A 25992-nucleotide genomic window follows, 5' to 3' on the forward strand; every position below is an offset into this window, starting at 1 on the left:
CCACCCTCCTCACCCCCACCCCCACCGCCCTGAACGCCCTACTCACCACCCTGAAGGGTCAGTTCAAGGTGTGACCCGTCGTCGCGTCCACGTGGGCCGGGATGTCCTCGTGCTGGTCTCCGACCGTGAGCGTGCCGGTCGGTTCGAGGAGGAGGATCTCGGAGGGGACCGGGGCGTACGGCTTGTGTTCCGTGCCGCGGGGGACCGTGAAGACGGAGCCCTTGGGGAGGACGACCGTGCGCTCCCCCGCCGACTCGCGGAGCGCGATGTGCAGTTCGCCCTCCAGGACCAGGAAGAACTCGTCGGTGTGGTCGTGGGTGTGCCAGAGGTGTTCGCCCTCGACCTTCGCGACGCGTACGTCGTAGTCGTTGACGGTGGTGACGATGCGGGGGCTCCAACGGTCGGTGAAGGAGGCGAGGGCGGCAGAGAGCGCGATGGGTTCCATGGGGTCAGCGTGCGGGGTGTCGTACCCGGCGTACGAGTGCTAGGAATCGCACATGCCGCAAGGATCCTCTCAGCGCCCGCATCAGGTTGCCGTCATCGTCGACGAAGGCACCAACCCCTTCGAGGTCGGCGTCGCCACCGAGCTGTTCGGGCTGCCCCGGCCCGAACTCGGGCTCCCCGGGCCGCTGTACGAGGTCCTGGTGTGCGCGCCCACGCGTGAGGTGCGGATGAACCACGGGTTCTTCACCCTCACCGGAGCGCACGGCCTCGACGCGGTGGATACGGCGGACACCCTCGTCGTACCGGGCCGGCCCGACAACGTCGTACCGCGCGGGGCGGCCGTCCTGGAGGCCATTCGCCGCACCCACGCGCGCGGGGCCCGTGTCATGAGCCTGTGCACCGGGAGCTTCGCGCTCGCCGAGGCCGGGCTGCTCGACGGGCGCCGGGCCACCACGCACTGGATGTGGGCCGACCGCTTCCGCACCCTGCACCCGCGCGTGCGGCTCGAACCGGACGTCCTCTTCGTGGACGACGGCGACATCCTCACCGCCTCCGGCAGCGCCGCCGCGCTCGACCTCGGGCTGCATGTCGTACGGCGGGACCATGGCGCCGAGATCGCCAACGCGGTGTCCAGGAGGCTCGTGTTCGCGGCCCATCGGGACGGCGGGCAACGGCAGTTCGTGGAACGTCCGCTGCCCGACGTACCCGACGAGTCGCTCGCGCCGCTGCTCGCGTGGGCGCAGGAGCGGCTGGGGGAGCCGTTGACGGTGGCCGGGCTGGCCGCCCGCGCGGCCGTCTCCCCCGCGACCCTGCACCGGCGCTTCAGGGCGCAGCTCGGGACGACGCCGCTCGCGTGGCTCACCGGGGAGCGGGTGGCCCTGGCCTGCCGGCTGATCGAGCGCGGGGAGGAACGGCTGGACGTGGTGGCCGCGCGGTGCGGGCTCGGCACCGGTGCGAATCTGCGCGTACGCCTGCGGAAGGAGACCGGATTGAGCCCGTCGGCCTATCGGCGGCGTTTCGGACCGGCTGCCGGGGAAGCCGTCATGTCATGAGATTCCTCGTACGCGATCGGATCCTCGGCTTCGGTGAGGATTACTGGATCGAGGACCAGAACGGCAACAAGGTGTTCCTGGTCGACGGCAAGGCCATGCGCATCAGAGACACCTTCGAGCTCAAGGACACGCACGGGCGCGTGCTCATCGACATCCACAAGAAGATGCTCGCCCTGCGCGACACGATGGTCATCGAACGGGACGGCGAGCCCCTGGCGACCATCAAGCGCAAGCGGTTCTCCCTGCTGCGCAACCACTACCGGGTGTCCCTCGTCGACGGCACCGAACTCGACGTCAGCGGCAAGATCCTGGACCGCGAGTTCGGCGTCGACTACGACGGTGAGCTGCTCGCCCAGATCTCCCGGCGCTGGCTGCACATCCGGGAGACGTACGGCGTCGACATCGTCCGGGAGGACGCGGACGCGGCGCTGCTGATCGCGGTGGCGGTCTGCGTGATCCACCTCGCGGAGAAGGAGCGGGAGGACTAACGCGCCGAGAGGACTAGCGCGCTTCCTGGTCGGCCGCCGCGCGGGCGCGGGCCCTGCGGCGTTCCCTCAGGCGGTCACCGAAGTGGCCGCACACGACGAACAGCGCCCCGAACACCGCGCTGGCCGTCCAGCTGGGAGGGTCGTCGTTCATCCTGCCCACGAGCCAGATGAACACCGTCACCGGGCCCCACGCGACCAAGGTGCCGGTCAGCGCACCCCGGGAGCCGCCCGACACGGTGTCCACGGTGTCGTAGCCGATGCGCGTGTAGCGCGCCTGGCGGCGGCGTTCGGCGTGCAGGATCGCCCAGAACAGCAGCCACGCGCACGTGCCGACGAGGACCGTCCGCAGCACCGAGAAGTCCCCGGCGAGCAGTGCGACGAGCAGCGCCAGGACCGTGGCGCAGCCCGCCGGGTACCGGGCGGCGAACGCCAGCACTGCAGGCGGGGGGTTCCCTCCGCCCATGCCACGGTCCAGGGCCAGGAAGGCGCGTTCGAGTGCGGCCGGGGTTCGCCCCGTTCTGCCGCTCACCGCACCCGCCCCGGCCGCTCCAGCCCGAGCACCCGGTCCTTCAGCGCCGGGAACTGATCCCGGGTCACGGCGACCTTCCCCGGGTCGAACTCCACCGTGAGGATCTCCTCGCCCGCGCCCGCCTCCGCGAGGACCTCGCCCCAGGGATCGACCACGATCGAGTGACCGGCCTGGGGAACTCCGGCGTGCGTACCGGCCGTTCCACAGGCGAGGACGAAGGACTGGTTCTCGACCGCGCGGGCCTGGGCCAGCAGGGTCCAGTGGGAGCGGCGGCGTTCGGGCCAGCCCGCACAGAGGACGAGGGTCTCGGCGCCGGCGTCGACGAGACCGCGGAAGAGTTCGGGGAAACGGAGGTCGTAGCAGGTGGCAAGACCGAGGGTCGTCTCGGGCAGACGGACCGTCACCAACTCGCCGCCCGCGCCCATCAGCACGGCCTCGCCCTTGTCGAAGCCGAAGCGGTGGATCTTGCGGTAGGCGGCGGCCAGTTCACCGGAGGGGGAGAAGACGAGGGACGTGTTGTAGAGGGGGCCCTCAGGGTCCCGTTCGGGGATCGAGCCCGCGTGCAGCCACACGCCTGCGTCGCTCGCCGCCTTGGCCATCGCCTCGTAGGTCGGCCCTTCGAGCGGCTCGGCCTCCTCGGCGAACCGGTCGTAGGCGAACGCACCCGTGGTCCACAGCTCCGGCAGGACGACCAGGTCAACGCCCGCCTGCTCACGGACGAGCGAGGCCGCTCGACCCCGGCGGGATTCGACCGATTCGTCCTCATCTACGGCGATCTGAAGGAGAGAGGCGCGCACACTACCACCGTCCTGGCATTCGAGCCGTTCACACGGGCCTACGATCGTCACACGAAAGCACTGCCGGGGTGCCTCACAGCAGCGTAACTTAGCGTTCCAAGACACCCGCCGACAGCCACCTCCCGCTGGCAACGCCGCCCGCCACCCGACCTGTACCGACCGCCGAGGGGTCCCGTTCCGTGAGTCTGCATCCCACTCTCCAGCCCTACGCCGACGCCTGGACCCACTCCATCGAAGCGATATCCGAGCTGGTGACCCCGCTCGTGGAGGGAGAGTGGAACCGGCGAACGCCGTGCCCCGGCTGGTCGGTGCGTGACGTGGTCTCCCATGTCATCGGGCTGGACAACGAGATGCTCGGCGACCCCCGCCCCATCCACACCCTCCCGCGCGACCTCTACCACGTCACCAACGAACACCAGCGGTACATGGAGATGCAGGTCGACGTACGACGCCACCACACGGCGCCGGAGATGACGTCGGAGCTGGAGTACACGATCATCCGGCGCAACCGGCAACTGCGCAACGAGTCGCGGGAACCCGGCCGGACGGTCCGCGGCCATGTCAGCACCGAGGTCACGCTCGAAGAGTCCATGCGCACCCACGCGTTCAACATCTGGGTGCACGAGCAGGACCTGCGCGCCGCCCTCGGCCGCCCCGGCAACCTCGACTCGCCGGGCGCGCACATCGCCCGAGACGTGCTCCTCGCCGCACTCCCGAAGGTGGTCGCCGAGGACTCGGGCGCCCCGCGCAGTTCGGCGGTCGTCTTCGACGTGCACGGCCCGATCGAGTTCCTCCGTACGATCCGCGTCGACATCCAGGGCCGCGGCACCCTGGAGACGGTCCCCGCGCTCGGCCCCGCCGCGACCCTGATCCTCGACTGGGAGACGTACGTCCGGCTGGCCTGCGGGCGGGTCACCCCCGACGCGGTGACGGACCGCGTCAAGGCGGACGGCGATCCGGAGCTGTCGGCGTCGATACTGCGGAACTTCGCGGTCACGAAGTAGCCCGCCCAAGTCAGTCACCGGGAGCGGAAATTCGTTGTCGGTGATCGGCTGCGTGCCGCTAGCCTCCGCCGCATGCCTGACGTGACGTCCACCAGAACCGACAGCACCGAGAACGCCGAGAACACCGAGCCCGGCGACGGTCCGCCCCGTCTCACCCGGCTCACCTTCCACGGTCCCCTCTCCGAGGAGCGGGCGACCCGGATCGTACGGCGGCTGGCCGGTGCGGCGCCGCGGACGGTGCTCGATCTGGGGTGCGGCTGGGGCGAGTTGATGCTCCGGGTGCTGACCGCCGTACCGGAGGCACGGGGTACCGGAGTCGACCTGGACGCGCGGGATCTGGCGCGCGGGCGGCGCGGTGCCGAGGCGCGGGGGCTCGCGGAGCGGGTCGCGTTCGTCGAGGAGTCGGCCGTGGGGACGGCGCGCGGGCCGGCCGATGTCGTGCTGTGTGTGGGTGCGAGCCATGCCCTCAGCCCCGAACTCCCCGAGGCTTTGCGTGTGTTGCGGCAGCTCGTCGCCGACGGGGGACGGGTGGTGCTCGGCGAGGGGTTCTGGCAACGCCCGCCGACGGCGGCCGAGTTGGCGCGCATGTGGCCGGAGGCCGCCGCCGACGACCATCTCGACCTCGGGACGCTCGTCGACCTCGCGGTGGCGGCCGGGTTCCGCCCCGAGTGGGTCGAGACGGCGAACGCGGACGAGTGGGAGGAGTTCGAGGCGGGGTACCAGGCGGACACGGAGGTGTGGCTCGCCGGGCACGGCGACCATCCGCTGGCCGCCGAGACCCGCGAGCGCCTCGACCGGCACCGGGCCCAATGGATGAGCTACCGGGGCGTGTTGGGGATCGCCTACCTCACCCTCGTACCGGCGTAAGAAAGTCGTGTGAGAGTCGTGTGAGGAGGGGCGGGGGGCGACGGGGCACGTGGGCAGCACCGGCGCCAGGCACCCGCTCCACCCTGGCAGGGCTACGCGGGCACGTGGACCGTCTCCACCCGGCTCGCCACCAGCCGTTCGCGCTCGCGGCGGGCCGCCCTGCTCCGTAGCCGGAGGATCTGGCTGACGCCGATCGCCTGGAGCACGAAGACCACCGAGAAGGCGATCGAGTAGTTGTCGTGGGTCGCGTCGAGGAGGACGCCGACCGCGAACAGCGTCGTCATCGAGGCAGTGAAACCACCCATGTTGGTGATTCCGGAGGCGGTGCCCTGACGCTCCGGCGGGTTGGCCGGGCGGGCGAAGTCGAAGCCGAGCATCGAGGCGGGACCGCAGGAGCCGAGCACGGCGCACAGCACGATCAGCAGCCACATCGGAGCGTGGTCACCCGGGTACACGAGGACGACCGCCCAGATGAACGCCGTGGCGCCGACCGTGCCCAGCGCCAGCGGCAGCCGCGCCGTGTGGTGCCGGGCGACGATCTGGCCGTAGACGAGACCCACCAGCATGTTGGACAGGACGACGAGGGTGAGGAGTTCGCCGGCGGTGGCGCGGGACAGGCCCTGGGCCTGGACCAGGAACGGCAGGCCCCACAGGAGCAGGAACACCATCGCCGGGAACTGGGTGGTGAAGTGCACCCAGAGGCCGAGGCGGGTGCCCGGTTCGCGCCAGGAGGCGGCGATCTGACGGCGGACGTAGGCCGCGCCGCGGTGCGGGAAGGGCTCCGGTTCGTGGCCCTCCGGGTGGTCCTTCAGGAAGAGCAGCAGCAGAACGAGTACGACGACTCCCGCGAGCGCGCTGCCCGCGAAGGCGGCCGTCCAGCCGATGCCGTGCAACAGGCGGGCGATCACCAGGGTGGAGACGAGATTTCCGGCCATTCCCGCTAGGCCCGCGAGCTGCGCGACCATCGGCCCGCGCCGCGCCGGGAACCAGCGGGTGCCGAGCCGCAGCACGCTGATGAACGTCATCGCGTCGCCGCAGCCGAGCAGCGCGCGGGAGGCGAGGGCGGTGCCGTAGGAGGGGGAGAAGGCGAAACCCAGTTGGCCCGCGGTGAACAGCACCACCCCGATGGTCAGCACCTTCTTGGTGCCGAGGCTGTCGACGAGCAGGCCGACGGGTATCTGCATGCCCGCGTAGACCAGGAGTTGGAGGATCGAGAAGGTGGAGAGGGCCGAGGCGTTGACGTGGAAGCGCTCGGCCGCGTCGAGGCCGGCGACCCCCAGGGACGTACGGAAGATGACGGCGACGAAGTAGACGGAGACGCCGATCCCCCACACGGCGAGGGCGCGGCGGCCGCCGGGCGGATCACCGGGGAGGGAGAGGGCCGCGCTGGAACCGCTGCTGCTCATCGGACCTCGCCCCGAGCCAGGTGGGAGAACCAGTCGACGTGCTGATGGACGATGTCCGCCGCCGCCTCCGCGTCGCCGGTGCGCAGCGCGTCGAGGATCGCCGCGTGCTCGGTGAGCGTCTTGGCGATGCGGTCGGGGTGGGAGTGCATGATGGCGACGCCCATCCGCAGTTGCCGGTCGCGGAGTTGGTCGTAGAGGCGGGAGAGGATCTCGTTGCCGCCGCTGCGGACGATCTCGGCGTGGAAGCAGCGGTCGGTGACGGCGGCGCCGGCCAGGTCGCCCGCGGCGGCCTGTTCCCGCTGCCGCTCCAGGAGTTCCTCGAGCCGGGCGATGAGGGTCGGTGACGCCGGTACGACCTTGCGGACCGCGTGCTGTTCGACCAGCATCCGGGTCTCCACCACGTCCGCGATCTCCTGCGAGGAGACGGGCAGGACGAGGGCGCCCTTCTTCGGGTAGAGCCTGATCAGCCCCTCGACCTCCAGGCGCAGCAGCGCCTCGCGCACGGGGGTCCGTGACACTCCGACGGCCTCGGCCAGCTCGCCCTCGGTGAGGAGGGTGCCGCCCTCGTAACGCCGGTCCAGGACACCCTGTTTGACGTGGGTGTAGACGCGGTCGGCGGCAGGCGGTTGCTTGACGGCGAGCGCGGACGAACCGGGGGCGGCGAGGGACGGGGAGGGGGACGGGTACGGCATGAGGACAGCATAGATACAACACGTACGCATGAGGACGGGCGTCCAGGATGCGGACGGAACCGAAGGGGGGCGGGGGTGCGTCTACGGGGGTGCGTCTCCGCAGGCGGAACCCGGCCGGAGCGCGGCCGGTTCTCGGGGGCGTTTCACACATTCGAGGAACCCGGCCCAGCAACCGCACAACCTTCTGTGCTACTTACGTGTCACACACGTGCGGCCCTCTTCTTTCCCCCCTCCAACTGGGCCGTTCCTCAGGGGCATTCAACGTATTCGGGGTACCTCAGTTGATTACTGCCATTACCGGCATCAAGGGCAGCCGCTTCCGCAGAGCCGCCGCGGTCACCGTGACCGCAGGCGCCGTGCTCGCGACCGGCGCCCTGACCGCGGCACCCGCGCAGGCCGTCACGAAGCCGACGATCGTGGCCGCGGGCGGTTTCGTGATGAACAACGCCACCGGCAAGTCGCTCTACACGAAGGCCGCGGACACCAAGCGGTCGACGGGCTCCACGACGAAGATCATGACCGCGAAGGTCGTTCTCTCCCAGGCGAACCTCAACCTCGACGCCAAGGTCACCATCGCCAAGGCGTACAGCGACTACATCGTCGCCAACACCGCTTCCTCCGCCCACCTGATCGTCGGCGACAAGGTCACCGTCCGCCAGCTCCTCTACGGCCTGATGCTGCCGTCGGGCTGCGACGCGGCGTACGCCCTGGCCGACAAGTTCGGCACGGGCTCGACGCGGGCCGCGCGCGTGAAGTCGTTCATCGCGAAGATGAACTCGACGGCGAAGACGCTCGGCCTGACGAACACGAAGTTCGACTCGTTCGACGGCATCGGCAACGGCAACAACTACTCGACGCCGCGCGACCTCACGAAGCTCGCCAGCAACGTGATGAAGAACTCCACGTTCAAGACGGTCGTCAAGACCAAGTCGTACACCGCCAAGACGATCACCAAGACCGGCAGCACCCGCACGATGGCTGCCTGGACCAACACGAACACCCTGCTCAGCAGCTACAGCGGCACCATCGGCGTGAAGACCGGCTCCGGCCCCGAGGCCAAGTACTGCCTCGTCTTCGCCGCCACCCGCAACGGCAAGACGGTCATCGGCACGGTCCTCGCGTCGTCCTCCGTCACCCAGCGCGCGACGGACGCGACGAAGCTCCTGAACTACGGCTTCGCGACGATCGGCTGACGCCCGGTCATTGACCTCGGGGGCCTGCCGCATGCCAGCGGCGGGCCCCTTCGCCGTGGCTAGGCCCCGCGCTTCCGAGTGGCGGCGAACGTGACGCCGATCCCCGCCGCTCCGTACAGGACAAACAGCGCGCCCTCGCGCCCGAGGCTCCGGCGCTTCACCTCCTGGGCGAACTTCAGCTGGTCGTACGTGCTCGTACCGGTCGAGCGGCCGGTGGCGGTGTCGTAGGAAAGCGCGCACCGGTCGCCCTTGCGCATGGGCCCCGGCGAGCTCTCGCCCTCCGCGTCCAGCTGGAGCCCCGGACAGTCAGGAGCGCCGTAGGCCGCGCCGGCTCTCAGCAGCGACAGGGCTCCCCACAGGAGCGGCAACACGAACAGCACGACCAGCACAGCGCGGAATCTCATCGAGTCGCGCTGGTGAGCGTGACGAACACGGCCCAGGTGGCGGGGGCGAGCCGGAGTATCGGCCCGTCCACGTCCTTCGAGTCACGGACGGCGATCGTGCCGGGCACGTTGCGGGCGACCTCGACGCATTCCTGACCGGCATTCCCGCCGCTGTAGCTGGACTTGACGAACTCGAATGCGGGCACGCCGGCTACGTCTCCTTCAGGATCGAGTCGATCAGTCTGACCGAGTTCTGCCCCGCGAGGCCCAACCGCGTGATCCGGTCGAAGAGCCCGTTGTGGTGGTCGGCATCAGTATCGCTCTCAAGCCAGACCGTCGACGAGGTGGTATCCACGTGAACCACGTCCAGTGCACCCGGCTCGGCGAACGACACGATGGTGAAAGCGCTCGTCATCCCCGGATGCGCACCCGTCAGGTACGGCAACACCTGGAGCTTCACGTTCGGTTGGCGCGCCATGTCCAGCAGATGCCCCAGTTGGGCCCGCATGACCTCACGCCCTCCCACGAGTTGACGCAGGGCAGCCTCGTGCACGACCGCCCACAGTTCCAGCGGAGCGTCTCCGTGCAGCCGAGCCTGTCGCGCCATCCGGGACTCGACGAACGGCTCGATCTCGTCCGGGTCCTCCCAGTGGCCGTTGCCGACCGCGAGTGCCCGCGCGTAGTCCGGCGTCTGCAACAACCCCGGGACTACGGCCAGTTGCCATGTCCTGATGTTGGTGGCGATGTCCTCCAGCGCCACGTACTCGACCATCGCCTCCAGCTGCGGGTACTGGTTCCACCAGCCGTGCGCTTTCCGCCGCTCCCGGTCCGCCTTCGCGAGGGCCAGCAGCTTCCCGATCACCACCTCGTCACCCTCGCCGTACAGGTGACACAGCGCCCTGACATCGGGGTCGCGCATCGGCACCTGCCCGCGCTCGATCTTCGCGACCTTGGTCACGGAGGCCGTCAACGCCTCGGCGGCATGCGCCTGACGCAGGTCACGCGCCTCTCGCATCCGAAGCAGCTCGCCACCGAGCCTGCGGCCCAACACGGTGGTCACTGTCCGCCCGCGATCAGGGTTGTTGCCCATACAGCGTTTCCTCCCCATGAGTCGCCCCAGTCTGTAGCCCTCCCGAAGCAACCCACAAGCAAGGCAGGAAATTTTCTGCCAAGAACTAGTTGCTGCCGATTACCGTGAAGCGCTACCGTCAGTGCACAACAAGCCACTCAGCGGCACCAGTTGGCGGAAGTGCACCGTGCTGCCCACACCCGGCACGGCAGAGCCACCCCACCTGGACCCCGTCCCCCCTCGCACAAGGAAGTGCATCCCGGTGACCGACTCCTGTCCTCCCGGACTCCCCAGGCCCAACAGCCCGTACGACCACTACGACGCCGTCACCTACACCCCGTACCCGAGCAACATCCCCCGCGCCCGCAGACACGTCGCTCACCTCACCACCACCTGGGGCCACCCCCACTCCGCAGGCGACGCGGCGCTACTGGCAAGCGAGTTGTGCACGAACGCCTTACTCCACGGCTGCCTCCGCGACCGTCTGTTCCGCGTCGAGACGTCCCTCACCGGCAGCGCCCTGCGCGTCGCGGTGACGGACCCGAGAGGCGAGCGACTCCCATGGCCCCAAACCTCAACCCCCGACGACCAGTTCGGCCGAGGTCTCCTCATCGTCCGTACGCTGGCCGCCCGTTGGTCCGTGGAGAGACTCACCGTCGGCAAGACGGTCTGGGCGGAGTTGGACCTCACAGGCCCCTGAACGCCCTCGCTTCCGGGCCACTGCGAACCGTAGGATTATTGCAACAGCAAGTGACGTGTGATGCCGACGCGACGGGGGCGGGGATACGGCATGGCAGTGCCCGGAACCGGTGCGGGCCAGGGCGGCGGCCCCGACCTGCGCGTGACGTCCGCCGACCTCACCAAGCTCGCCGGTGACCTCGACGACATGCAGGACCACCTCGACAAGCAGGTCGGACGCATGGACGCGATCGTCGACCGCGTCGAGGCCGGCTGGCGCGGCCCCGCGGCGACGGCGTACCGCGAGTTCCACCGCGCGGCGACCGAGGACGCCGTACGCATCCGCGAAGTCATGAAGCTGCTGGAGCAGGCGGTGAGGATGAGCCGGGACGGCTTCTCCGCGAACGACATCGAGGTGCTGGAGCGGATGCGGAAGATCCAGGTCGACGTCGGCAGCGAGGTCGCCAAGCTGTCCACGCCCAACGCGGAGGCGACGGGCGGCGATACGCCGACTCCACCCCGCAGCAGCCTCGACTCCTTCTGAACCGAGCGGCCAAGTACCCGTCACCCACCCGTAGTTGCCAAGCGACCGATATCCAGGGGGATCATGTCGACCGGGGCTTCCGCCGACGACGACCACATATCCGTCTCCTTCGCCACCCTCCACGACCTCACCGTCGAGCTGGAGGACATCCTCAAGCAGCTCAACACCAAACTCGACGACCTCTACGACCGCGCCGAACCGGTCGTCCTGTCCTGGAAGGGCGAGGCCCGCGAGGTCTTCGTGGGCAAGCTCGACGAGTGGGACCGGTCGGCGCAGGATCTACAGGCCGCGCAGAAGTGGCTCCATGCCTACGTCACCACCGGTCACGCGAACTACTCGGCGGCGCATCGGGCGGTGCTGCGGGGTTGGGGGGCGGCCTGATGGCGACGCCCGCTCCCTCACCGTCGACGACACCGCCCGCGACCACGGGCAGCGGTTCGCTCCCCGCCCCGTCATCCGGCTCGGGTGGTACGACCCCTGCCCCGTCCCCCGGTTCTCTCCAGGATCCGCAGGGCAACGACCTCTCGCAGCAGGACACGGTCTCGGCGCGGCGGCAACGCTCCGACGAACTCGCCGCGATGAAGCCGGCGGCGCCGGGCAGCAGCGTGGTCACCGGTTTCGACATCCAGCCGCCGCACGTGTACTACGCGTCCTTCATGCTGCGCAACGCCCAGTACGACTTCGCCGACCGGGCCAAAAGCCTCGTCGACACGCTCGACGGATACGAACACGCGGTGGGCTGCGGCTCGGGACCGGAGGCCTTCGCGAAGGCGTACGCCGAGATCGCCGCCCTGTTCCTCGACGTGTGGGACAGGACGACCGAGGGCGTCGGCGGGGCTGCGGTCGGTCTCACGGTGACCGCCAACAACTACGCCGAGGCGGAGCACGCCACCAACATCCTGACCCCGTCGGTGGTGAAGAAGAGCCCACCGACCGTCCTCAAGAAGGCCGGCGCGGGCGGTCCGGTCCCCGATCTTGCCTGGGGCAACGCCTCCGCGGAGGACGGCTGGGGCAACGCGATCATCGACGAGGTCTCCGGCGCGCTGAGCTGGGTCGGCGACCACGTACTGCGCCCGATCCTCAAGCACGCCCTCCAGCACGGGAAGGTCGCGGACATCACGCCGGGCGGCGACGACGTCAGCCTTCCCAAGATCGCGCAGGCCTGGCGGCAGGCGGGCACCGACGCCAAGAAGTCCGCGAGCGCCTTCGACGACGCCATCGGCTACATCACGAATCCCGCGCCGGGGAACGACGAGTGGCAGAGCGCGATGAGGCAGTTCTGCTCGGCGATCTGGGGGACGACGGCGTGGGGACAGGAGCGGCACGGCTACAAGTGGAAGCACGACGACGCTCAACAGCCCGCGCTCGACGTGCTGGAGGACACAGCTCGTGACGTCGCCACGGCGTGCGAAGCGGTGAGCGCGGAAGTGACGAAGATCAGGTCGACGATCATCGACGTCTACAAGGACGCCGCGACGAAGACCTTCGCCGTGAAGGGCGTCCTGGACGCCCTGGAGAAGCTCAGCGAACTCCCCGAGCTGGCCGCGGAGTTCATCTCCAACATCGACACGGGGCGCCTCAATCACGCTGTGGACTCCTACAACCACGAGATACACAGCCACGCCGGCGACCTGAGCAAGCTCAAGCCAGCTCTGGAGGAGGCGCGGAACAGTGTCCCCACCTACGCCGCCGAAGAGGGACGCGCGGAGGCTTTCGGTGCTCGCTCGCTCAATGAGTTCAGAGAGCAGCCGCTCTATACGGTTGCGGGCGAGGACGAGGCAAATCATTTCTATCCGCTCGACCTGGCGAACCAGGAGGGCGTACACAAGAGCCATATCATCGATAAACATGTCGGGCAGACCGACGCGCAGCTCCTGAACAGACTCAGGGACCAGCCGACCATTAATGCCGCGTCCACATTCCCAGATCTGACCGTTGCGCAGAAGGCAACGCAAGATGCGATGGATGAAATCGGACCGACCAATAGCCCGGCAAACGCAGGAAAACGAAACGTCGGCGTAAACAATCCAGAAAAGATCGAGAAGTGGCTGGCCGGGCCACGCCATGACGAATCGAGGCTGAACCTGGATATCGTGATGTTCGACTATGTAACCGGAAGAAGCATACCCAATGGCTCGACCTCTGCTCACGAAACGTACGGTGTCAAGGTCGTGCTCAAATACAAGTCCGGGATCGTTCCTCCCTACGTCGTCTACACTTCCATGCCGAGCAACCCCTAGCGCCCGAGTGAGTGATTTTCCGTGACCACAGGTAGCCTGCCCAAGTGCGCGACTCGACTGTTCGACACTCGTTGGACGTGCCTGTATCTGCTGCCGAGAAAGCACGAGGATTGGATCGTCGATCTGCTGGCTTTCACGCAGGGGAAGAACAGTGGGGAACACATCGGAATCGAGCCTTCAGGAATGTTCGATTCCGTTACGGATGACCAGGCCAGGGTAAGTCTTCTTCCGGTTTCCCGAAAAGGAGCGGAAGACCTGTTGAAACTCCTGGCCGTGGGATCATTCTATTCGGGACCGGATCCATCACTCCAGGAAGTTGACGAAGTCAGGGACAGTTGCATGCGCGATATTCTCGCCTCAGCCGGCGAGGACCTCGATTTCTTCACCAACCACGGTCACGCCGAAAACGGAGATGAAGCAGACTTCCTGACACACAGTTTCCACTGGAATTCCCTGGCAACCACGCTTTACGATGTATGCCTGATTGCGGTGGCAGCGGACCGTCTTCTCATTGCCTGGCGGTTCGAAGACGCCTAGATCTATCGAATTATCCAGCTCTTGCCCAGGCGAAATATCGATCACACCCTCAGGATCGGTCCATCATGCGCACCCGTTCCGCCACCTACCCCGACCACGAAACCGCCCAATGGGCCACCCAACAGGTCGTCACCGCCAACGAACAGGTCATCCACCGCTGGCTCGCCCGGTCCACCCGCCCCCGCCTCACCATCGAGGCATCCTGGCCCTCCCGCCCCGAACCGGTCGGACGGGTCCTCCTCCAGGCGATGATGCTGGCCGGACGTGACCCGGTGGACGTCCGCGCGGCCCGGGTGATCCTGAAGCGGGACGCGTCCCGGCCGCACGGCTTCGCCGTCCACGCCACGTTCCCCGTCTACCTGTAACCCCGTGACCCCGTAACGACCCACCTGTAGCGACCCGATCCGTAGAGGCTGACCCCCGTGCCCCTGAGCCCCCTCGAACACGACCGCCGCTACGGCGAGTTGGACCAGGTGATCCGCGCCTACGCCGGTCAGCCGGCCGACGACACCCCGGACAAGGCGAGCGAGGCCCTCACCGCCTACCTCCGCCACACCTGGCACAGCCGTCCATGGGCCCTCGCCGTCGCCGAACGCCAACTCCGCGAGTACGCCGACAACCCGCCCGGCCGACTCCGCCTGCGTCTCGGCGAGTTCTACGCCGTCCCGGACGTGGGGCTCCCCGAGGCCAAGATCCAGCAGTGGCTGTACTGCCTCGCCGACCACATCAAACACAGCGTCGAGGAGGGCGAGGTCCCGCCCCCGACCACCCCCGCCACCCACTGGGAATGGCACGCCCGCTTCCCGGAACTCGGTCAGTTCCTCGGCGGCTGGTTCTCCCAGGACATGCCGGACGAATTCGACGGCCACGACGCGGCGACCGACGACTACCGGGCCTCGACGGATCCACAACTCGTCGCCCGCCTCACCGGCGAGCTGCACGAACTCCTCGCCCTGGACCTCGACGAGTCCGACTACACCCTCGCCGTCGCCGAGTTGGGCATGGAGGTCGACCCACCGGCGCCGTACTCACCGAGCGGTTGGCTCGCGCTGATCGCCGACCGGCTGACCTCGCCGGGCGCCGACTACGGGACCTCGGTGCAAGAGAGCTGAGCCGCGCGCCCCCGCTCACAGAGACGCGCGGCCCATAAAGCCGGCAGCCCCTACCCCCAGGTGATCAACCGCTTCGGCTGCTCAAGAATCGCCGCCACATCCGCCAACACCTTCGACCCCAACTCCCCGTCCACCAACCGGTGATCGAAGGACAACGCCAGCGTCGTCACCTGACGAGGCTTCACCTTGCCCTTGTGGACCCACGGTTGGAGTTTGATCGTGCCGACCGCGAGGATCGCGGACTCGCCGGGGTTGAGGATCGGCGTGCCGGTGTCGATGCCGAAGACGCCGACGTTCGTGATGGTGACCGTGCCGCCCTGCATCGCCGCCGGGGACGTCTTGCCGTCCCTCGCCGTCGACACCAACTCGCCCAAGGACTCCGCCAGTTGCGGCAGCGTCTTCGCGTGGGCGTCCTTGATGTTCGGGACGATCAGGCCGCGCGGGGTGGCCGCCGCGATGCCGAGGTTGACGTAGTGCTTGAGGACGATCTCCTGGGCGGCCTCGTCCCAGGACGCGTTGATGTCCGGGTGGCGCTTGATGGCCACCAGCAGCGCCTTGGCGATCAGGAGCAACGGGTTCACCCGCAAGCCCTGCAAGTCCTTGTCCTGCTTGAGCTCCTCCACCAGCTTCATCGTGCGCGTCACGTCCACCGTCACGAACTCCGTGACATGCGGCGCCGTGAACGCCGAGCCCACCATCGCCGCCGCCGTCGCCTTACGCACGCCCTTGACCGGGACACGGGTCTCCCGGGCCGTGTCGTACGTCGCGGAAGGCACCGAGAGCGCGGCCGGCACGGGCGCGGGGGCCTGCACCGCCACCGGCTCCGCCACCGGTGCCACCGCCGCGTGCACGTCCTCACGCGTGATGACACCGTCCGGGCCCGACGGGGTCACCGTCGCCAGGTCGACGCCCAGGTCCTTGGCCAGCTTGCGCACCGGCGGCTTGGCCAGGGGACGGGATGCCACAACCGCCCCGGCCGCATGGCCGTTCAGCTCCGCCTGGACCGCCGCCGTGGCCGCCGTCGCCGACGACACCTCCTGCGCCGGGATCTCCGCCCCCTTCCGGGGACGCCGCTTCGTCGCGGACGTGGAGACGCCGTAGCCCACCAGCACCGGCGTGCGGGCGGGCGGCTTCGCCTCCTCCACCGGAGCAACCGGAGTTGCCGGAGCTACCGGAGTTGCCCCAGTCTCAGTGGCGGCCTCGGCAGCGGAACCCGCCACCGCCACCGCGATGATGGACGTCCCCACGTCCACCGTCGTGCCCTCCGGGAAGCGGAGTTCGCGGACAACGCCGTCGTACGGGATGGGGAGTTCCACCGCCGCCTTCGCCGTCTCCACCTCGCAGACGACCTGGCCGTCGGTGACGGTGTCGCCGACCTGGACGTACCACTTGAGGATCTCGGCCTCGGTGAGGCCCTCGCCCACGTCCGGCATCTTGAACTCGCGTACGGACGCTTCAGCTTCAGTCATCGTCGTCACGACCCTCTCCTCAGTACGCCAGAGCGCGGTCGACGGCGTCGAGCACCCGGTCCAGGCTCGGCAGGTACTCCTCCTCCAGGCGGGCCGGCGGGTACGGGGCGTGATAGCCGCCGACCCTCAGTACCGGGGCCTCCAGGTGGTAGAAGCAGCGCTCCGTGATGCGGGCCGCGATCTCGGCGCCGGAGCCGAAGAACACCGGCGCCTCGTGGACCACGACCAGGTGGCGGGTCTTCTCGACCGAGGTCTGGATCGCGTCGAAGTCCAGCGGGGACACCGAGCGCAGATCGAGGATCTCCAGCGACCTGCCCTCCTCGGCGGCCGCGTCGGCGACCTCCTGGCAGAGCTTCACCATCGGGCCGTAGGCGGCGAGGGTCAGGTCCGTGCCCTCGCGGACCACGCGGGCCCTGTGCAGGGGGCCGGGGATCGCCTCCGTGTTGACGTCGCCCTTGTCCCAATAGCGCCGCTTCGGCTCGAAGAAGATCACCGGGTCGTCGCTCTGGATGGCCTGCTGCATCATCCAGTAGGCGTCCGACGAGTTCGACGGGCTGACGATCTTCAGGCCGGGGACGTGGGCGAACAGGGCCTCGGGGGACTCCGAGTGGTGTTCGACCGCGCCGATGCCGCCGCCGTAGGGGATGCGTACGACGACCGGCATCTTCACCTTGCCCAGGGAGCGGGCGTGCATCTTGGCGAGCTGGGTGACGATCTGGTCGTAGGCCGGGAAGACGAAGCCGTCGAACTGGATCTCCACGACCGGGCGGTAGCCGCGGAGGGCCAGGCCGATGGCGGTGCCCACGATCCCGGATTCGGCGAGCGGGGTGTCGACCACCCTGCGCTCGCCGAAGTCCTTCTGGAGGCCGTCGGTGACGCGGAAGACGCCGCCGAGCTTGCCGACGTCCTCGCCCATGATGAGGACCTTGGGGTCGGACTCCAGGGCGGCACGCAGCGATTCGTTGATCGCCTTGGCCAGCGGCAGGTTCTTGAACGTCGTGGTCTCCGCCATGTCACTTACCCCCCTCTTCGTCCGCGAACGACGCCTGGTAGGCGGCGAACTGGGCCCTCTCCTCGTCGACGAGCGCGTGCCCGTCCGCGTACACGTGCTCGAAGAGTGCGAACCGGTCCGGGTCCGGCATGGCACGGACCGCTTCGCGCACTCGTCTGCCCAACGCCTCGCTCTCCGTCTCGAGTTCCGCGAAAAATCCCTCATTCGCGTGGTTTGCGGCCTCGAGATACCGGTGCAGGCGCAGGATCGGGTCCTTCGCCTCCCAGGCCTCGCGCTCCTCGTCGGCGCGGTACTTGGTCGGGTCGTCGGAGGTGGTGTGCGCGCCCATGCGGTAGGTGTACGCCTCGACGAGCGTCGGGCCCTCGCCGTTGCGGGCCCGCTCCAGCGCCCACTTGGTGACCGCGAGGCAGGCCAGCACGTCGTTGCCGTCGACGCGGACGCCCGGGAAGCCGTAGCCCTGTGCGCGCTGGTAGAGCGGGACGCGGGTCTGCTTCTCGGTGGGCTCGGAGATCGCCCACTGGTTGTTCTGGCAGAAGAACACGACCGGGGCGTTGTACACCGCCGAGAAGGTGAACGATTCGGCGACGTCGCCCTGGCTGGAGGCGCCGTCCCCGAAGTACGCGACGACGGCGCTGTCGGCGCCGTCCATGGTCACGCCCATCGCGTAGCCCGTTGCGTGCAGCGTCTGCGAGCCGATGACGATCGTGTACAGGTGGAAGTTGTTGGTGTTCGGGTCCCAGCCGCCGTGGTTGACGCCCCGGAACATGCCGAGCAGGTTGGTCGGGTCGACCCCGCGGCACCAGGCGACGCCGTGCTCGCGGTAGGTCGGGAAGACGTAGTCGTCCTCGCGGGTGGCCCGCCCGGAGCCGATCTGGGCCGCCTCCTGGCCGAGCAGCGAGGCCCACAGGCCCAGCTCGCCCTGGCGCTGGAGGGCGGTGGCCTCGGCGTCGAAGCGGCGGGTGAGCACCATGTCGCGGTACAGGCCGCGGAGCTCTTCGGGGGTGATGCCGGCGACGTACTTGTCGTACGGGGCGGTCTTCGCGTTCTTGACTCGCTTGCCCTCGGGCGTCAGCAGCTGGACGAGGTCCGGGTCGGCGCCCTTGGCCTTGCTTCCGGCGCTGCGTCGCGGCTTGCGCGGGGCAGTGCTCTCCACGGTCACGTGTGCTCCTCCGTCGGTCCGGCTCCCCGGGTTCGCCGGGTGCCAGTGCGGCTCACCTGCGCCCCACGGACGCACAGGGTGGGTGCGGTTCGTCGGGAGCAGGCGTGACAGGTGCCCCGGCGAGCGCCCTGCAACAGGCACGTTACCCAGTGCTCCACAACTCTGTGAAACCCCTCCTGACCTGCGATTTTGCTTGGATTTCCAAGTAAATCGGCAAAGTCGGGAACAAGTCCTGGTCACAGCCTTGCAGGGGGCCGGAACAACGGCACGTTATCCCGCTCACCTCGGGCACGGGAAGGGGCCGTATGTGAGACTTACCGCGTGTCTGGAGACGGAAAAATCAGCGTATTTCTCCTTGACGACCATGAAGTGGTCCGTCGGGGCGTCCACGAGCTGCTCTCCGTGGAGGACGACCTGGAGGTCGTCGGCGAGGCCGGTACGGCGGCCGACGCGCTGGTGCGGATCCCGGCGGTGCGCCCCGATGTCGCGATCCTGGACGTACGGCTCCCGGACGGCAGCGGGGTCGAGGTGTGCCGGGAGATCCGCGCCCGGGACGAGTCCGTGAAGTGCCTGATGCTGACCTCCTACGCGGACGACGAGGCCCTCTTCGACGCGATCATGGCAGGTGCCTCCGGGTACGTCCTGAAGGCCATCCGGGGCACCGAACTGCTGAGTGCCGTACGGGATGTCGCGGCCGGGAAGTCGCTGCTGGACCCGGTGGCGACCGCCCGGGTGCTGGAGCGGCTGCGCAACGGCGGCACCAAGCCGGACGACAAGATCGACGGGCTCACCGACCAGGAGCGCCGGATCCTCGACCTGATCGGGGAGGGGCTCACCAACCGGGCGATCGGCGAGCGGCTGCACCTCGCGGAGAAGACCATCAAGAACTACGTTTCCAGTTTGCTTTCCAAACTCGGCATGGAGCGGCGGTCGCAGGCGGCTGCCTATGTGGCACGCAGACAGGTCGAGCAGCAGCGGCATTAGGGACCAAAGACCCTCCTCCAGGAGGCCGCGGACGCCGACAGTGGTCGTATGCCCGAGGACGCACAGCTCGCCGTCGACCTGCTCGCCCGCACCGACCACGGCAGGGTGGCCACCACCCTGCGGGCGCTGCCCTTCCTGGCCTTCGCCAGCCACATCGTGCAGGACGGCCGGCTGCTGCTGCGCATGCCCCGGAGCCACGGCTACCACCACGCGTGCGTGGGCAGCGTCGTCGCCTACGGGGCCGACAACCTGGGCTCGGCCGGCCCGGGCGAGGGCCTGTGGTCCGCGCAGGTCGTGGGCGCGTGCGAGACGTACGAGCCGACGGCCGACCAGGTCGAACGTTTCGGCGCCGCTCCGGAGACGGTGGACGGGGAGTCGTACGAGCCGGTCTATCTGTGCGTCGAGCCGCGACTGGGGACCGTGCACTCCACGGACGGCGGCCTCGAAAGGCGCTTCGGGCGCACCCTGTGACCGAAAGCGACCATCGACGACCGAGCGGTGACTTTCTGTGACAAACCGCAGCTCACAGGCGCGTCCCGTGCCCTAGCATCGGCCGCGTGCCGCCCTTACGTGTACCACCCCCCGTGCCCCACGCGCCCCCGCTGGGCGCCCTCCTCCGCCAGTACGCCGCCGGGTCCGCCGTCACCTGCGAACCCGTCGAACAGGGCCTGCTGAACCGCGGCTACCGGCTCCGCACGACCCGCGGACGCTACTTCCTCAAGCACCACTTCGACCCCGAGACCGCGGACCCGGCGGCGATCGCCCGCCAGCACACCGCGACCCGGCGGCTGGCCGACCTCGGCGTCCCCGTGGCACCCCCGCTCCCGGCCCGTGACGGCCGTACGGTCGCCGTCGTGGGCGGTCACGCCTACGCCCTGCACCCCTGGATCGACGGCAGGCACCGCCACGGCGGCCAGTTGACCACCGCCCAGTGCGGGCGCCTCGGCGCGCTGCTGGGGGTCGTCCACGCGAGCCTGGAGCGGGTCATGCCGGGGCGGCGCGAGGAGTGCGCGCCGGGGGCCGACCCCGCCGACACCTTCGCCCTCATCGACGACCTGCTCGGGCACGTCCGCCGGCACCGGCCCGCCGACGCCTTCGACGAACTGGCCCGCCACCGGCTGCTGGAGCGGCGCGAGCTGCTGGAGCGGCACGCGGACCGACGGCCGCCGCGCGGGGCCCTCGTGGCGTGGGTGCACGGCGACTTCCACCCGTTCAACCTGCTCTACAAGGGCGACGCCCCCGCCGCGATCGTCGACTGGGACCGGCTCGGCGTCCAGCCCCGCGCCGAGGAGGCCGTACGCGCCGCCGCGATCTTCTTCGTACGGCCCGACGGGACCCTGGACCTGCCGAAGGTGCGGGCGTACGCGCACGCGTACCGGCGTTCGGCGCGCGCCACGCCCTCCGAACTCGCCGCCGCCGTGCACCGGGTGTGGTGGGAGCGGCTCAACGACTTCTGGATGCTGCGCTGGCACTACGAACGCGGCGACACCCGCGCGGACCCCCAGTTCCCGGCCGCCTCGGCGCTCGCCGTGTGGTGGACGCGGGAGTACGACGCGGTGTGCGAGGCGTTCGCGGACGCGCTCCCCAGGGGCACCGCCGAGGCTCCCTATGAGGGCACTGCTTGACGAGGCTCTCGACGGGGGCACCGCTTAAACGGCACGCGCGCGTGGACCCCCATTTCGAGAGCCCCTCTACAGGGGCCCTTTTTCAGGGGTGCACGCGCGCGTGAAGTGCTGTTCGGCCGGGCCCGGTCAGCCGCCGAGGGCACCGGCGACCGCGCCGCCGCCGTCGTCACCGCCGTCGCCACCGGTGTCGCCCGTGTCCGACGGGTCCGCCGACGTCGTCGCGGACGGGGTGCTCGAGGGCTGCCTGGTGACCGTCGGGGTCGGGGTGCTCGAAGGCTTCTCCGTGGCCGTCTCCGACTGGGTGTACGACGGCGTCGGCGACGGCGTGTACTGCGAACCGGAACTCGTGCCGCTGTCGTCGGTGTCGGTGTCCGTCGGCGAGGCGGTCGTGTCGTCGCTCGGCGACTCCGAGGTCGTGTCGTCGGTCGTGGTCTGCGAGGTGGTCGGCGACGGCGAGGTGCCCGAACCGCCGCTGCCGTTGCCGGTGTTGTTCAGCGCCAGCGCCACACCCGCCGCGATGGCGATCACCGCGAGCACGGCGAGGATCCACAGCTTGCCCCGGCCGCTGCCGTGGTTGCCGTGCCCCTCGAAGCCGCCGTCGTCGCCGTTGCCGTAACCGCCCGGCAGGATCGGCTGCGGGATCTGCGTCGTCCCGGAGGAGTCGCCCTGGGGCATCACGGTCGTACCGCCGAAGCCCCCCGGCGGGGTCTGCTGACCGTTGGCCACGGTCACCGGGCCGGTGTTCCAGGTGCCGGTGTGGCCGCCCTGGTCGTAGAGCATCTGGAGGCCGTACTGGACGAGCCCGCGCATCTCCTCGGCCGTCTGGAAACGGTCGTCCGGGTCCTTGGCCAGGGAGCGCATGACGAGGCCGTCGAGCTCCGGCGGGCAGACGCCGTTCGAGGTCTGGGACGGCGGGACCGGGATGTCCTGGACGTGCTGGTAGACCACCGACAGGGGCGTCTCGCCGGTGAACGGGGGCCGCAGCGCGAGGAGTTCGTAAAGGAGGCAGCCCGTCGCGTACAGGTCGGAGCGGTGGTCGACGGCCTTGCCGAGTGCCTGCTCCGGGGAGAGGTACTGGGGCGTGCCCATGACCATGCCGGTCTGCGTCATCGTCGTGGACGCCCCGTGCAGGGCGCGCGCGATGCCGAAGTCCATGACCTTGACCGCGCCGTTGTGCGTGATGATCACGTTCGCGGGCTTGATGTCGCGGTGCACGATGCCGTGCTGGTGCGAGTAGGCGAGCGCCTCCAGGACCCCGGAGACGATGATCAGGGCCTGCTCGGGACCGGGCGCCTCGGCGTTCAGGAGCAGGTCGCGGATCGTGCGGCCCTCGACGATCTCCATCACGATGTACGGGACCGAAAGGCCCGCCGAGTAGCCGCCCGTGGCCACCGCGTCCTCGCCGGAGTCGTACACGGCGACGATCGCGTGGTGGTTGAGCCCGGCCACCGACTGGGCCTCGCGCGTGAAGCGGGCCTTGGAGGTCGGGTCCTCGGCCAGGTCCGAGCGGAGCAGCTTGACCGCCACCGTGCGCCCGAGCCGTACGTCCTCGGCCGCGAAGACCTCGGCCATGCCGCCCCGACCCAGCCGGTGGGTCAGGCGGTAGCGGCCGTCGCCGACCAGTCCGCCGTTGCCCCACAGTTCCGGTGCGTCCGACATTCCGCCGCCAGCCGCCTCGGGGTCGGACGGGCCCTGAGCGTGCTGCTGTGCCATCAGTCCTCGCCGTCGTTTCTGCCCGCGGTGCGCGCGGTGTTGTCACGGTCTCCGTCGGCCACGCTACAGGCTCCGCGCAAGCCTCCGGTCCGGGATCAGTGCCGGAATCGTCCGGAGACGGACCGGTCATCAAATCGGTATCACGTGCCGTCGTGCAAATTCTGTGTACCGCCGGTACAGCACCTGTAACGCTTCCACGATTCTTCTTTCGCGTACGGTCACGGAACGGGCACCGCGCTTGACGTGTCAGTGCCCTCCGGCAGACTTGGCCGGGAATGGCACCTTCGATCACTGAGCCGGCGCCGATGGGGGACACGGAAGATGAGCCAGGACGGCCCACAGGACCGCTATGCGGGGCGCGCGCTGGCAGGTGGCCGGTACCAACTGCGTGATCTGCTGGGCGAGGGCGGCATGGCCTCGGTGCACCTGGCGTACGACGCGGTGCTCGACCGCCAGGTCGCGATCAAGACACTGCACACCGAACTCGGCCGGGAACAGGCCTTCCGCGAGCGCTTCCGCCGCGAGGCCCAGGCCGTGGCCAAGCTCACCCACACCAACATCGTCTCGGTCTTCGACACCGGCGAGGACGCCCTCGACGGCACGACGATGCCGTACATCGTCATGGAGTACGTCGAGGGCCGCCCGCTCGGCTCCGTGCTCGACGAGGACGTACGGCAGGTGGGCGCGATGCCCGCCGACAAGGCGCTGCGGATCACCGCGGACGTGCTGGCCGCCCTCGACATCAGTCACGAGATGGGCCTGGTGCACCGGGACATCAAGCCGGGCAACGTGATGATGACCAAGCGCGGCGTCGTCAAGGTCATGGACTTCGGCATCGCCCGCGCCATGCAGTCCGGGGTCACGTCGATGACGCAGACCGGCATGGTCGTCGGCACGCCGCAGTACCTCTCGCCGGAGCAGGCGCTCGGCCGCGGCGTGGACGCGCGCAGCGACCTGTACTCGGTCGGCATCATGCTGTTCCAACTGGTCACCGGGCGGCTGCCGTTCGACGCGGACTCGCCGCTGGCCATCGCGTACGCGCATGTGCAGGAGGAGCCGGTCGCGCCCTCCTCGATCAACCGTTCCCTGCCGCCGGCCGTGGACGCGCTCGTCGCCCGCGCGCTGAAGAAGAACCCGAACGAGCGCTTCCCCAGCGCCGAGGCCATGCGCGACGAGTGTCTGCGGGTCGCGAACTCACTGCACGCGGCGGCCCCGAGCATCGTCCCGGGCACACCCGCGCAGAGCGGCGCCGGCGTCGGCTCCGCGGTCTTCCCGCCGGTCGACCAGTCGGCCCAGGCACCCGGCGGCCCCGTACAGACGCCGTACCAGCAGGGTCCCTACGGCGGCACACCCGCGCCCGCACCTGCCTACGGCTATCCGCAGCAGGCCGGCTATCAGACGCCGGCCTCGGTCGGGTTCGGGCAGCAGGGCATCGCGACCCCGCCGCCGTACAACCTGGCGCCCCAGCCCGGCGGGGGCGGCGGCAGGAGCAACAGACCGGTGATCATCGGCTCGGCCGTCGTCGCCGTCCTCGCGATCGGCGCCCTGATCGTCGCCCTGTCGCTGAACAGCGGCGGCGATGACGACGCGAAGGGCAGCGACAGCAGCGCCGGTACGAGCACCTCGGCGACCGCGGTCGAGGGCCACCGCGACGGCGACACATCCAAGACCGTCGAGACGACCGCGTGCACGGAGCCGGAGGAGTCGTACAACGACCCCAGCAAGATCCAGATCCCGGACTTCCAGTTCAAGTACATCGACTCGGTCAAGGCCTGTCTCCAGGCCGCGGGCTGGAAGGTGAAGGTCAAGGCCCAGGACGAGAACACCTACGGCCAGGGCACGGTCATGGAACAGTTCCCGGCGGCCGGCACGGACGTGGACCCCAAGGACATGCCCCAGATCCAGCTGGGTGTGTCGACGGGCAACCCGTCCTGACCAGGTGATCCCGTCCTGACCCCTCGTTCCCGTCCTGACCCCGTGATGTGGAAGGGCCCGGCAGCGCGTGCTGCCGGGCCCTTTGGGCAGGTGAGGGGGGTTACAGGTACGGGCCGCTCACACGCCCGGCGCCCGGCTGCCCCTCCTCGGCACCGTCGCCGACACCCGGCGGCAGCGCCCGGCGCATCTGCTCCAACTGCGCCCGCGCGGCCATCTGCTGGGCGAACAGCGTGGTCTGGATCCCATGGAACAGCCCCTCCAGCCAGCCCACCAACTGGGCCTGCGAGATGCGCAGTTCCGCGTCGCTCGGCGTCACGTCGTCCGTGAACGGCAGCGACAAACGCTCCAGCTCCTCCACCAGCTCGGGCGCCAGACCGTCCTCCAGCTCCTTCACGGAGCTGCGGTGGATCTCCTTGAGCCGGGCCCGGCTGGCTTCGTCGAGGGGAGCCGCACGCACCTCCTCCAGAAGCTGCTTGATCATGCTGCCGATCCGCATGACCTTGGCCGGCTGTTCCACCATCTCCGTCACCGGGATCTCGCGGGAGTCCTCGTCCCCGGTGCCACCGAGCGCCATCCCGTCCTGTCCCACGACCAGGATCTGAGGCTTCTCCGGTGACCTTTCGTTCCTCGGCATCTCCATGCCGCCATTCTCTCGCACTCGTCCATCTCACCACCGTGGTGCCCCCCTCGAAGGGTGATCCACCGTCTCCGCATGGCCGAACCCGGAGTGCCGGAGCGCCCACCCGATGTGACGCTGATTCCGTCGATCTTGCCGCCTCGGCTTCGGGAGGGGGTCACGGACGTGACTCCATGGCTGCGCACAACGGGACTGCTGCTGGTGCTGGGCACGGGAGCGGTCGTGGGCCCCTACGGGGGTGCCCTGGCGTACGGCGGGGAGGTGAGCGGAGGTTCGGGGATGGTCGCCGTCCGGAGTGACGGGGCTACGGCCGCCCCCGCGTCCGATCCCAGCTCCCACCCCGCCCCCAGCGCGCGCCCCGGTCCCGGCTCCGACACCGGCCGTCTCCCCGCGCAGGGGCAGCCCCGTCCGCATCCCCCGGCT

At 69.4% G+C, this 25992-nt stretch carries 29 protein-coding genes and 1 pseudogene; 17 read left to right on the forward strand and 13 right to left on the reverse strand.

The annotated features are described in order from the left end of the window. Positions 1-58: 58 nt before the first annotated feature. A complete protein-coding gene (locus JHN63_RS28740) occupies positions 59-445 on the reverse strand; it encodes a cupin domain-containing protein (RefSeq protein ID WP_200686021.1) in 387 nt (128 codons plus the stop codon). Between the two features lie 52 nt (positions 446-497). On the opposite strand from JHN63_RS28740, the gene JHN63_RS28745 reads away from it, so the two are divergent. Beyond that, positions 498-1496: a GlxA family transcriptional regulator gene (locus tag JHN63_RS28745; RefSeq protein ID WP_200686023.1), complete on the forward strand. Its 999-nt coding sequence runs from the start codon at positions 498-500 to the stop codon at positions 1494-1496. Beyond that, positions 1493-1984 (forward strand): LURP-one-related/scramblase family protein, encoded by a 492-nt coding sequence (locus tag JHN63_RS28750; RefSeq protein WP_200686025.1) that lies wholly within the window; start codon positions 1493-1495, stop codon positions 1982-1984. The genes JHN63_RS28745 and JHN63_RS28750 overlap by 4 nt, the downstream gene beginning before the upstream one ends. Before the next feature lie 13 nt (positions 1985-1997). On the opposite strand, the gene JHN63_RS28755 is transcribed toward JHN63_RS28750, so the two are convergent. Both JHN63_RS28755 and JHN63_RS28760 read right to left on the reverse strand, forming a co-directional pair. Then, complete coding sequence (locus JHN63_RS28755) at positions 1998-2513, reverse strand: hypothetical protein (RefSeq protein ID WP_200686027.1); 516 nt, start codon at positions 2511-2513, stop codon at positions 1998-2000. Continuing rightward, entirely contained in the window at positions 2510-3310 is an 801-nt protein-coding gene (locus JHN63_RS28760; protein WP_200686029.1) for a carbon-nitrogen family hydrolase, read from the reverse strand. Before JHN63_RS28760 ends, JHN63_RS28755 begins: the two co-directional genes overlap by 4 nt. A 179-nt stretch (positions 3311-3489) precedes the next feature. On the opposite strand from JHN63_RS28760, the gene JHN63_RS28765 reads away from it, so the two are divergent. Next, positions 3490-4314, forward strand: a complete 825-nt coding sequence (locus tag JHN63_RS28765; protein ID WP_200686031.1) for a maleylpyruvate isomerase family mycothiol-dependent enzyme — start codon at positions 3490-3492, stop codon at positions 4312-4314. A 72-nt stretch (positions 4315-4386) separates the two neighbouring features. Then, positions 4387-5181 (forward strand): cyclopropane-fatty-acyl-phospholipid synthase family protein, encoded by a 795-nt coding sequence (locus JHN63_RS28770; RefSeq protein WP_200686033.1) that lies wholly within the window; start codon positions 4387-4389, stop codon positions 5179-5181. A 92-nt stretch (positions 5182-5273) separates the two neighbouring features. On the opposite strand, the gene JHN63_RS28775 is transcribed toward JHN63_RS28770, so the two are convergent. Further along, complete coding sequence (locus JHN63_RS28775; protein ID WP_200686035.1) at positions 5274-6587, reverse strand: nitrate/nitrite transporter; 1314 nt, start codon at positions 6585-6587, stop codon at positions 5274-5276. Beyond that, positions 6584-7279 (reverse strand): GntR family transcriptional regulator, encoded by a 696-nt coding sequence (locus tag JHN63_RS28780; RefSeq protein WP_200686037.1) that lies wholly within the window; start codon positions 7277-7279, stop codon positions 6584-6586. The genes JHN63_RS28775 and JHN63_RS28780 overlap by 4 nt, the downstream gene beginning before the upstream one ends. Positions 7280-7560: 281 nt before the next feature. Between JHN63_RS28780 and JHN63_RS28785 the strand changes: the two genes are divergently transcribed. Next, entirely contained in the window at positions 7561-8472 is a 912-nt protein-coding gene (locus JHN63_RS28785; RefSeq protein WP_200686039.1) for a D-alanyl-D-alanine carboxypeptidase family protein, read from the forward strand. A gap of 59 nt (positions 8473-8531) precedes the next feature. Here JHN63_RS28785 and JHN63_RS28790 read toward each other — a convergent pair whose 3' ends face one another. From JHN63_RS28790 to JHN63_RS28800, 3 genes are read right to left on the reverse strand one after another with little or no spacing between them, the layout of a single operon-like run. Further along, a complete protein-coding gene (locus JHN63_RS28790) occupies positions 8532-8876 on the reverse strand; it encodes a hypothetical protein (RefSeq protein ID WP_234477862.1) in 345 nt (114 codons plus the stop codon). Next, positions 8873-9061 carry a DUF397 domain-containing protein gene (locus tag JHN63_RS28795; RefSeq protein WP_200686041.1) on the reverse strand — a complete coding sequence of 63 codons (189 nt, stop codon included), beginning with the start codon at positions 9059-9061 and terminating at the stop codon, positions 8873-8875. Before JHN63_RS28795 ends, JHN63_RS28790 begins: the two co-directional genes overlap by 4 nt. Before the next feature lie 5 nt (positions 9062-9066). Continuing rightward, a complete protein-coding gene (locus tag JHN63_RS28800) occupies positions 9067-9945 on the reverse strand; it encodes a helix-turn-helix transcriptional regulator (protein ID WP_200686043.1) in 879 nt (292 codons plus the stop codon). Positions 9946-10186: 241 nt separating this feature from the next. Here JHN63_RS28800 and JHN63_RS28805 point away from each other — a divergent pair, with 241 nt between their 5' ends. The 7 genes from JHN63_RS28805 (at position 10187) to JHN63_RS28835 (ending at position 15035) form a co-directional block, all read left to right on the forward strand. Beyond that, entirely contained in the window at positions 10187-10624 is a 438-nt protein-coding gene (locus JHN63_RS28805) for an ATP-binding protein (protein WP_200686045.1), read from the forward strand. Positions 10625-10714: 90 nt separating this feature from the next. Beyond that, positions 10715-11146 carry a WXG100 family type VII secretion target gene (locus JHN63_RS28810; protein WP_200686047.1) on the forward strand — a complete coding sequence of 144 codons (432 nt, stop codon included), beginning with the start codon at positions 10715-10717 and terminating at the stop codon, positions 11144-11146. 63 nt (positions 11147-11209) lie between these two features. Beyond that, on the forward strand, positions 11210-11527 hold the full coding sequence (locus JHN63_RS28815) for a WXG100 family type VII secretion target (protein WP_200686055.1): 318 nt from the start codon (positions 11210-11212) through the stop codon (positions 11525-11527). After that, positions 11527-13386, forward strand: coding sequence for an RNase A-like domain-containing protein (locus JHN63_RS28820; protein ID WP_200686058.1), 1860 nt, complete (start codon positions 11527-11529; stop codon positions 13384-13386). The genes JHN63_RS28815 and JHN63_RS28820 overlap by 1 nt, the downstream gene beginning before the upstream one ends. Positions 13387-13407: 21 nt before the next feature. After that, the gene (locus JHN63_RS28825; protein WP_200686060.1) at positions 13408-13923 is read left to right on the forward strand and encodes a hypothetical protein; all 516 of its coding nucleotides are present in this window, start codon (positions 13408-13410) and stop codon (positions 13921-13923) included. Positions 13924-13988: 65 nt separating this feature from the next. Next, entirely contained in the window at positions 13989-14288 is a 300-nt protein-coding gene (locus tag JHN63_RS28830) for an RNase A-like domain-containing protein (protein WP_200686062.1), read from the forward strand. Between the two features lie 57 nt (positions 14289-14345). Continuing rightward, entirely contained in the window at positions 14346-15035 is a 690-nt protein-coding gene (locus JHN63_RS28835) for a contact-dependent growth inhibition system immunity protein (protein ID WP_200686064.1), read from the forward strand. A gap of 50 nt (positions 15036-15085) precedes the next feature. Here the strand turns inward: JHN63_RS28835 and JHN63_RS28840 are convergent, their stop codons facing one another. The 3 genes from JHN63_RS28840 to pdhA are packed head-to-tail and all read right to left on the reverse strand — an operon-like array spanning position 15086 to position 18675. Continuing rightward, positions 15086-16513 carry a dihydrolipoamide acetyltransferase family protein gene (locus JHN63_RS28840; RefSeq protein ID WP_200686066.1) on the reverse strand — a complete coding sequence of 476 codons (1428 nt, stop codon included), beginning with the start codon at positions 16511-16513 and terminating at the stop codon, positions 15086-15088. Positions 16514-16523: 10 nt separating this feature from the next. After that, the gene (locus tag JHN63_RS28845; protein WP_200686068.1) at positions 16524-17516 is read right to left on the reverse strand and encodes an alpha-ketoacid dehydrogenase subunit beta; all 993 of its coding nucleotides are present in this window, start codon (positions 17514-17516) and stop codon (positions 16524-16526) included. A 1-nt stretch (position 17517) separates the two neighbouring features. Then, the gene (gene pdhA, locus JHN63_RS28850; RefSeq protein WP_200686070.1) at positions 17518-18675 is read right to left on the reverse strand and encodes a pyruvate dehydrogenase (acetyl-transferring) E1 component subunit alpha; all 1158 of its coding nucleotides are present in this window, start codon (positions 18673-18675) and stop codon (positions 17518-17520) included. Between the two features lie 321 nt (positions 18676-18996). Here pdhA and JHN63_RS28855 point away from each other — a divergent pair, with 321 nt between their 5' ends. The 3 genes from JHN63_RS28855 to JHN63_RS28865 all read left to right on the forward strand — a co-directional run bounded on the left by JHN63_RS28855 (position 18997) and on the right by JHN63_RS28865 (position 21284). Then, complete coding sequence (locus JHN63_RS28855; RefSeq protein WP_200686072.1) at positions 18997-19659, forward strand: response regulator transcription factor; 663 nt, start codon at positions 18997-18999, stop codon at positions 19657-19659. A gap of 48 nt (positions 19660-19707) precedes the next feature. Further along, the gene (locus tag JHN63_RS28860; RefSeq protein ID WP_200686074.1) at positions 19708-20130 is read left to right on the forward strand and encodes a pyridoxamine 5'-phosphate oxidase family protein; all 423 of its coding nucleotides are present in this window, start codon (positions 19708-19710) and stop codon (positions 20128-20130) included. Between the two features lie 113 nt (positions 20131-20243). After that, a complete protein-coding gene (locus tag JHN63_RS28865; RefSeq protein WP_200686076.1) occupies positions 20244-21284 on the forward strand; it encodes a phosphotransferase in 1041 nt (346 codons plus the stop codon). A 126-nt stretch (positions 21285-21410) separates the two neighbouring features. Here the strand turns inward: JHN63_RS28865 and JHN63_RS28870 are convergent, their stop codons facing one another. Next, entirely contained in the window at positions 21411-22997 is a 1587-nt protein-coding gene (locus JHN63_RS28870; protein WP_234477863.1) for a protein kinase, read from the reverse strand. A gap of 321 nt (positions 22998-23318) precedes the next feature. On the opposite strand from JHN63_RS28870, the gene JHN63_RS28875 reads away from it, so the two are divergent. Continuing rightward, entirely contained in the window at positions 23319-24932 is a 1614-nt protein-coding gene (locus JHN63_RS28875) for a protein kinase (RefSeq protein ID WP_200686078.1), read from the forward strand. 100 nt (positions 24933-25032) lie between these two features. Here the strand turns inward: JHN63_RS28875 and JHN63_RS28880 are convergent, their stop codons facing one another. Next, entirely contained in the window at positions 25033-25572 is a 540-nt protein-coding gene (locus JHN63_RS28880; protein WP_200686080.1) for a bacterial proteasome activator family protein, read from the reverse strand. 162 nt (positions 25573-25734) lie between these two features. Here JHN63_RS28880 and JHN63_RS53080 point away from each other — a divergent pair. Continuing rightward, positions 25735-25992, forward strand: a pseudogene (locus tag JHN63_RS53080) (hypothetical protein); the annotation flags it as partial.

The organism is Streptomyces sp. MBT65, assembly GCF_016612545.1.
In the GTDB taxonomy this organism is placed as follows: domain Bacteria; phylum Actinomycetota; class Actinomycetes; order Streptomycetales; family Streptomycetaceae; genus Streptomyces.

Excerpts from the sequence above, each read along its gene's own strand:
- JHN63_RS28740 (WP_200686021.1), bottom strand. The coding sequence starts at position 445 with ATGGAACCCATCGCGCTCTCTGCCGCCCTCGCCTCCTTCACCGACCGT.
- JHN63_RS28745 (WP_200686023.1), top strand. The coding sequence starts at position 498 with ATGCCGCAAGGATCCTCTCAGCGCCCGCATCAGGTTGCCGTCATCGTC.
- JHN63_RS28750 (WP_200686025.1), top strand. The coding sequence starts at position 1,493 with ATGAGATTCCTCGTACGCGATCGGATCCTCGGCTTCGGTGAGGATTAC.
- JHN63_RS28770 (WP_200686033.1), top strand. The coding sequence starts at position 4,387 with ATGCCTGACGTGACGTCCACCAGAACCGACAGCACCGAGAACGCCGAG.
- JHN63_RS28775 (WP_200686035.1), bottom strand. The coding sequence starts at position 6,587 with ATGAGCAGCAGCGGTTCCAGCGCGGCCCTCTCCCTCCCCGGTGATCCG.
- JHN63_RS28780 (WP_200686037.1), bottom strand. The coding sequence starts at position 7,279 with ATGCCGTACCCGTCCCCCTCCCCGTCCCTCGCCGCCCCCGGTTCGTCC.
- JHN63_RS28790 (WP_234477862.1), bottom strand. The coding sequence starts at position 8,876 with ATGAGATTCCGCGCTGTGCTGGTCGTGCTGTTCGTGTTGCCGCTCCTG.
- JHN63_RS28800 (WP_200686043.1), bottom strand. The coding sequence starts at position 9,945 with ATGGGCAACAACCCTGATCGCGGGCGGACAGTGACCACCGTGTTGGGC.
- JHN63_RS28810 (WP_200686047.1), top strand. The coding sequence starts at position 10,715 with ATGGCAGTGCCCGGAACCGGTGCGGGCCAGGGCGGCGGCCCCGACCTG.
- JHN63_RS28815 (WP_200686055.1), top strand. The coding sequence starts at position 11,210 with ATGTCGACCGGGGCTTCCGCCGACGACGACCACATATCCGTCTCCTTC.
- JHN63_RS28820 (WP_200686058.1), top strand. The coding sequence starts at position 11,527 with ATGGCGACGCCCGCTCCCTCACCGTCGACGACACCGCCCGCGACCACG.
- JHN63_RS28830 (WP_200686062.1), top strand. The coding sequence starts at position 13,989 with ATGCGCACCCGTTCCGCCACCTACCCCGACCACGAAACCGCCCAATGG.
- JHN63_RS28845 (WP_200686068.1), bottom strand. The coding sequence starts at position 17,516 with ATGGCGGAGACCACGACGTTCAAGAACCTGCCGCTGGCCAAGGCGATC.
- JHN63_RS28860 (WP_200686074.1), top strand. The coding sequence starts at position 19,708 with ATGCCCGAGGACGCACAGCTCGCCGTCGACCTGCTCGCCCGCACCGAC.
- JHN63_RS28870 (WP_234477863.1), bottom strand. The coding sequence starts at position 22,997 with ATGGCACAGCAGCACGCTCAGGGCCCGTCCGACCCCGAGGCGGCTGGC.
- JHN63_RS28875 (WP_200686078.1), top strand. The coding sequence starts at position 23,319 with ATGAGCCAGGACGGCCCACAGGACCGCTATGCGGGGCGCGCGCTGGCA.
- JHN63_RS28880 (WP_200686080.1), bottom strand. The coding sequence starts at position 25,572 with ATGGAGATGCCGAGGAACGAAAGGTCACCGGAGAAGCCTCAGATCCTG.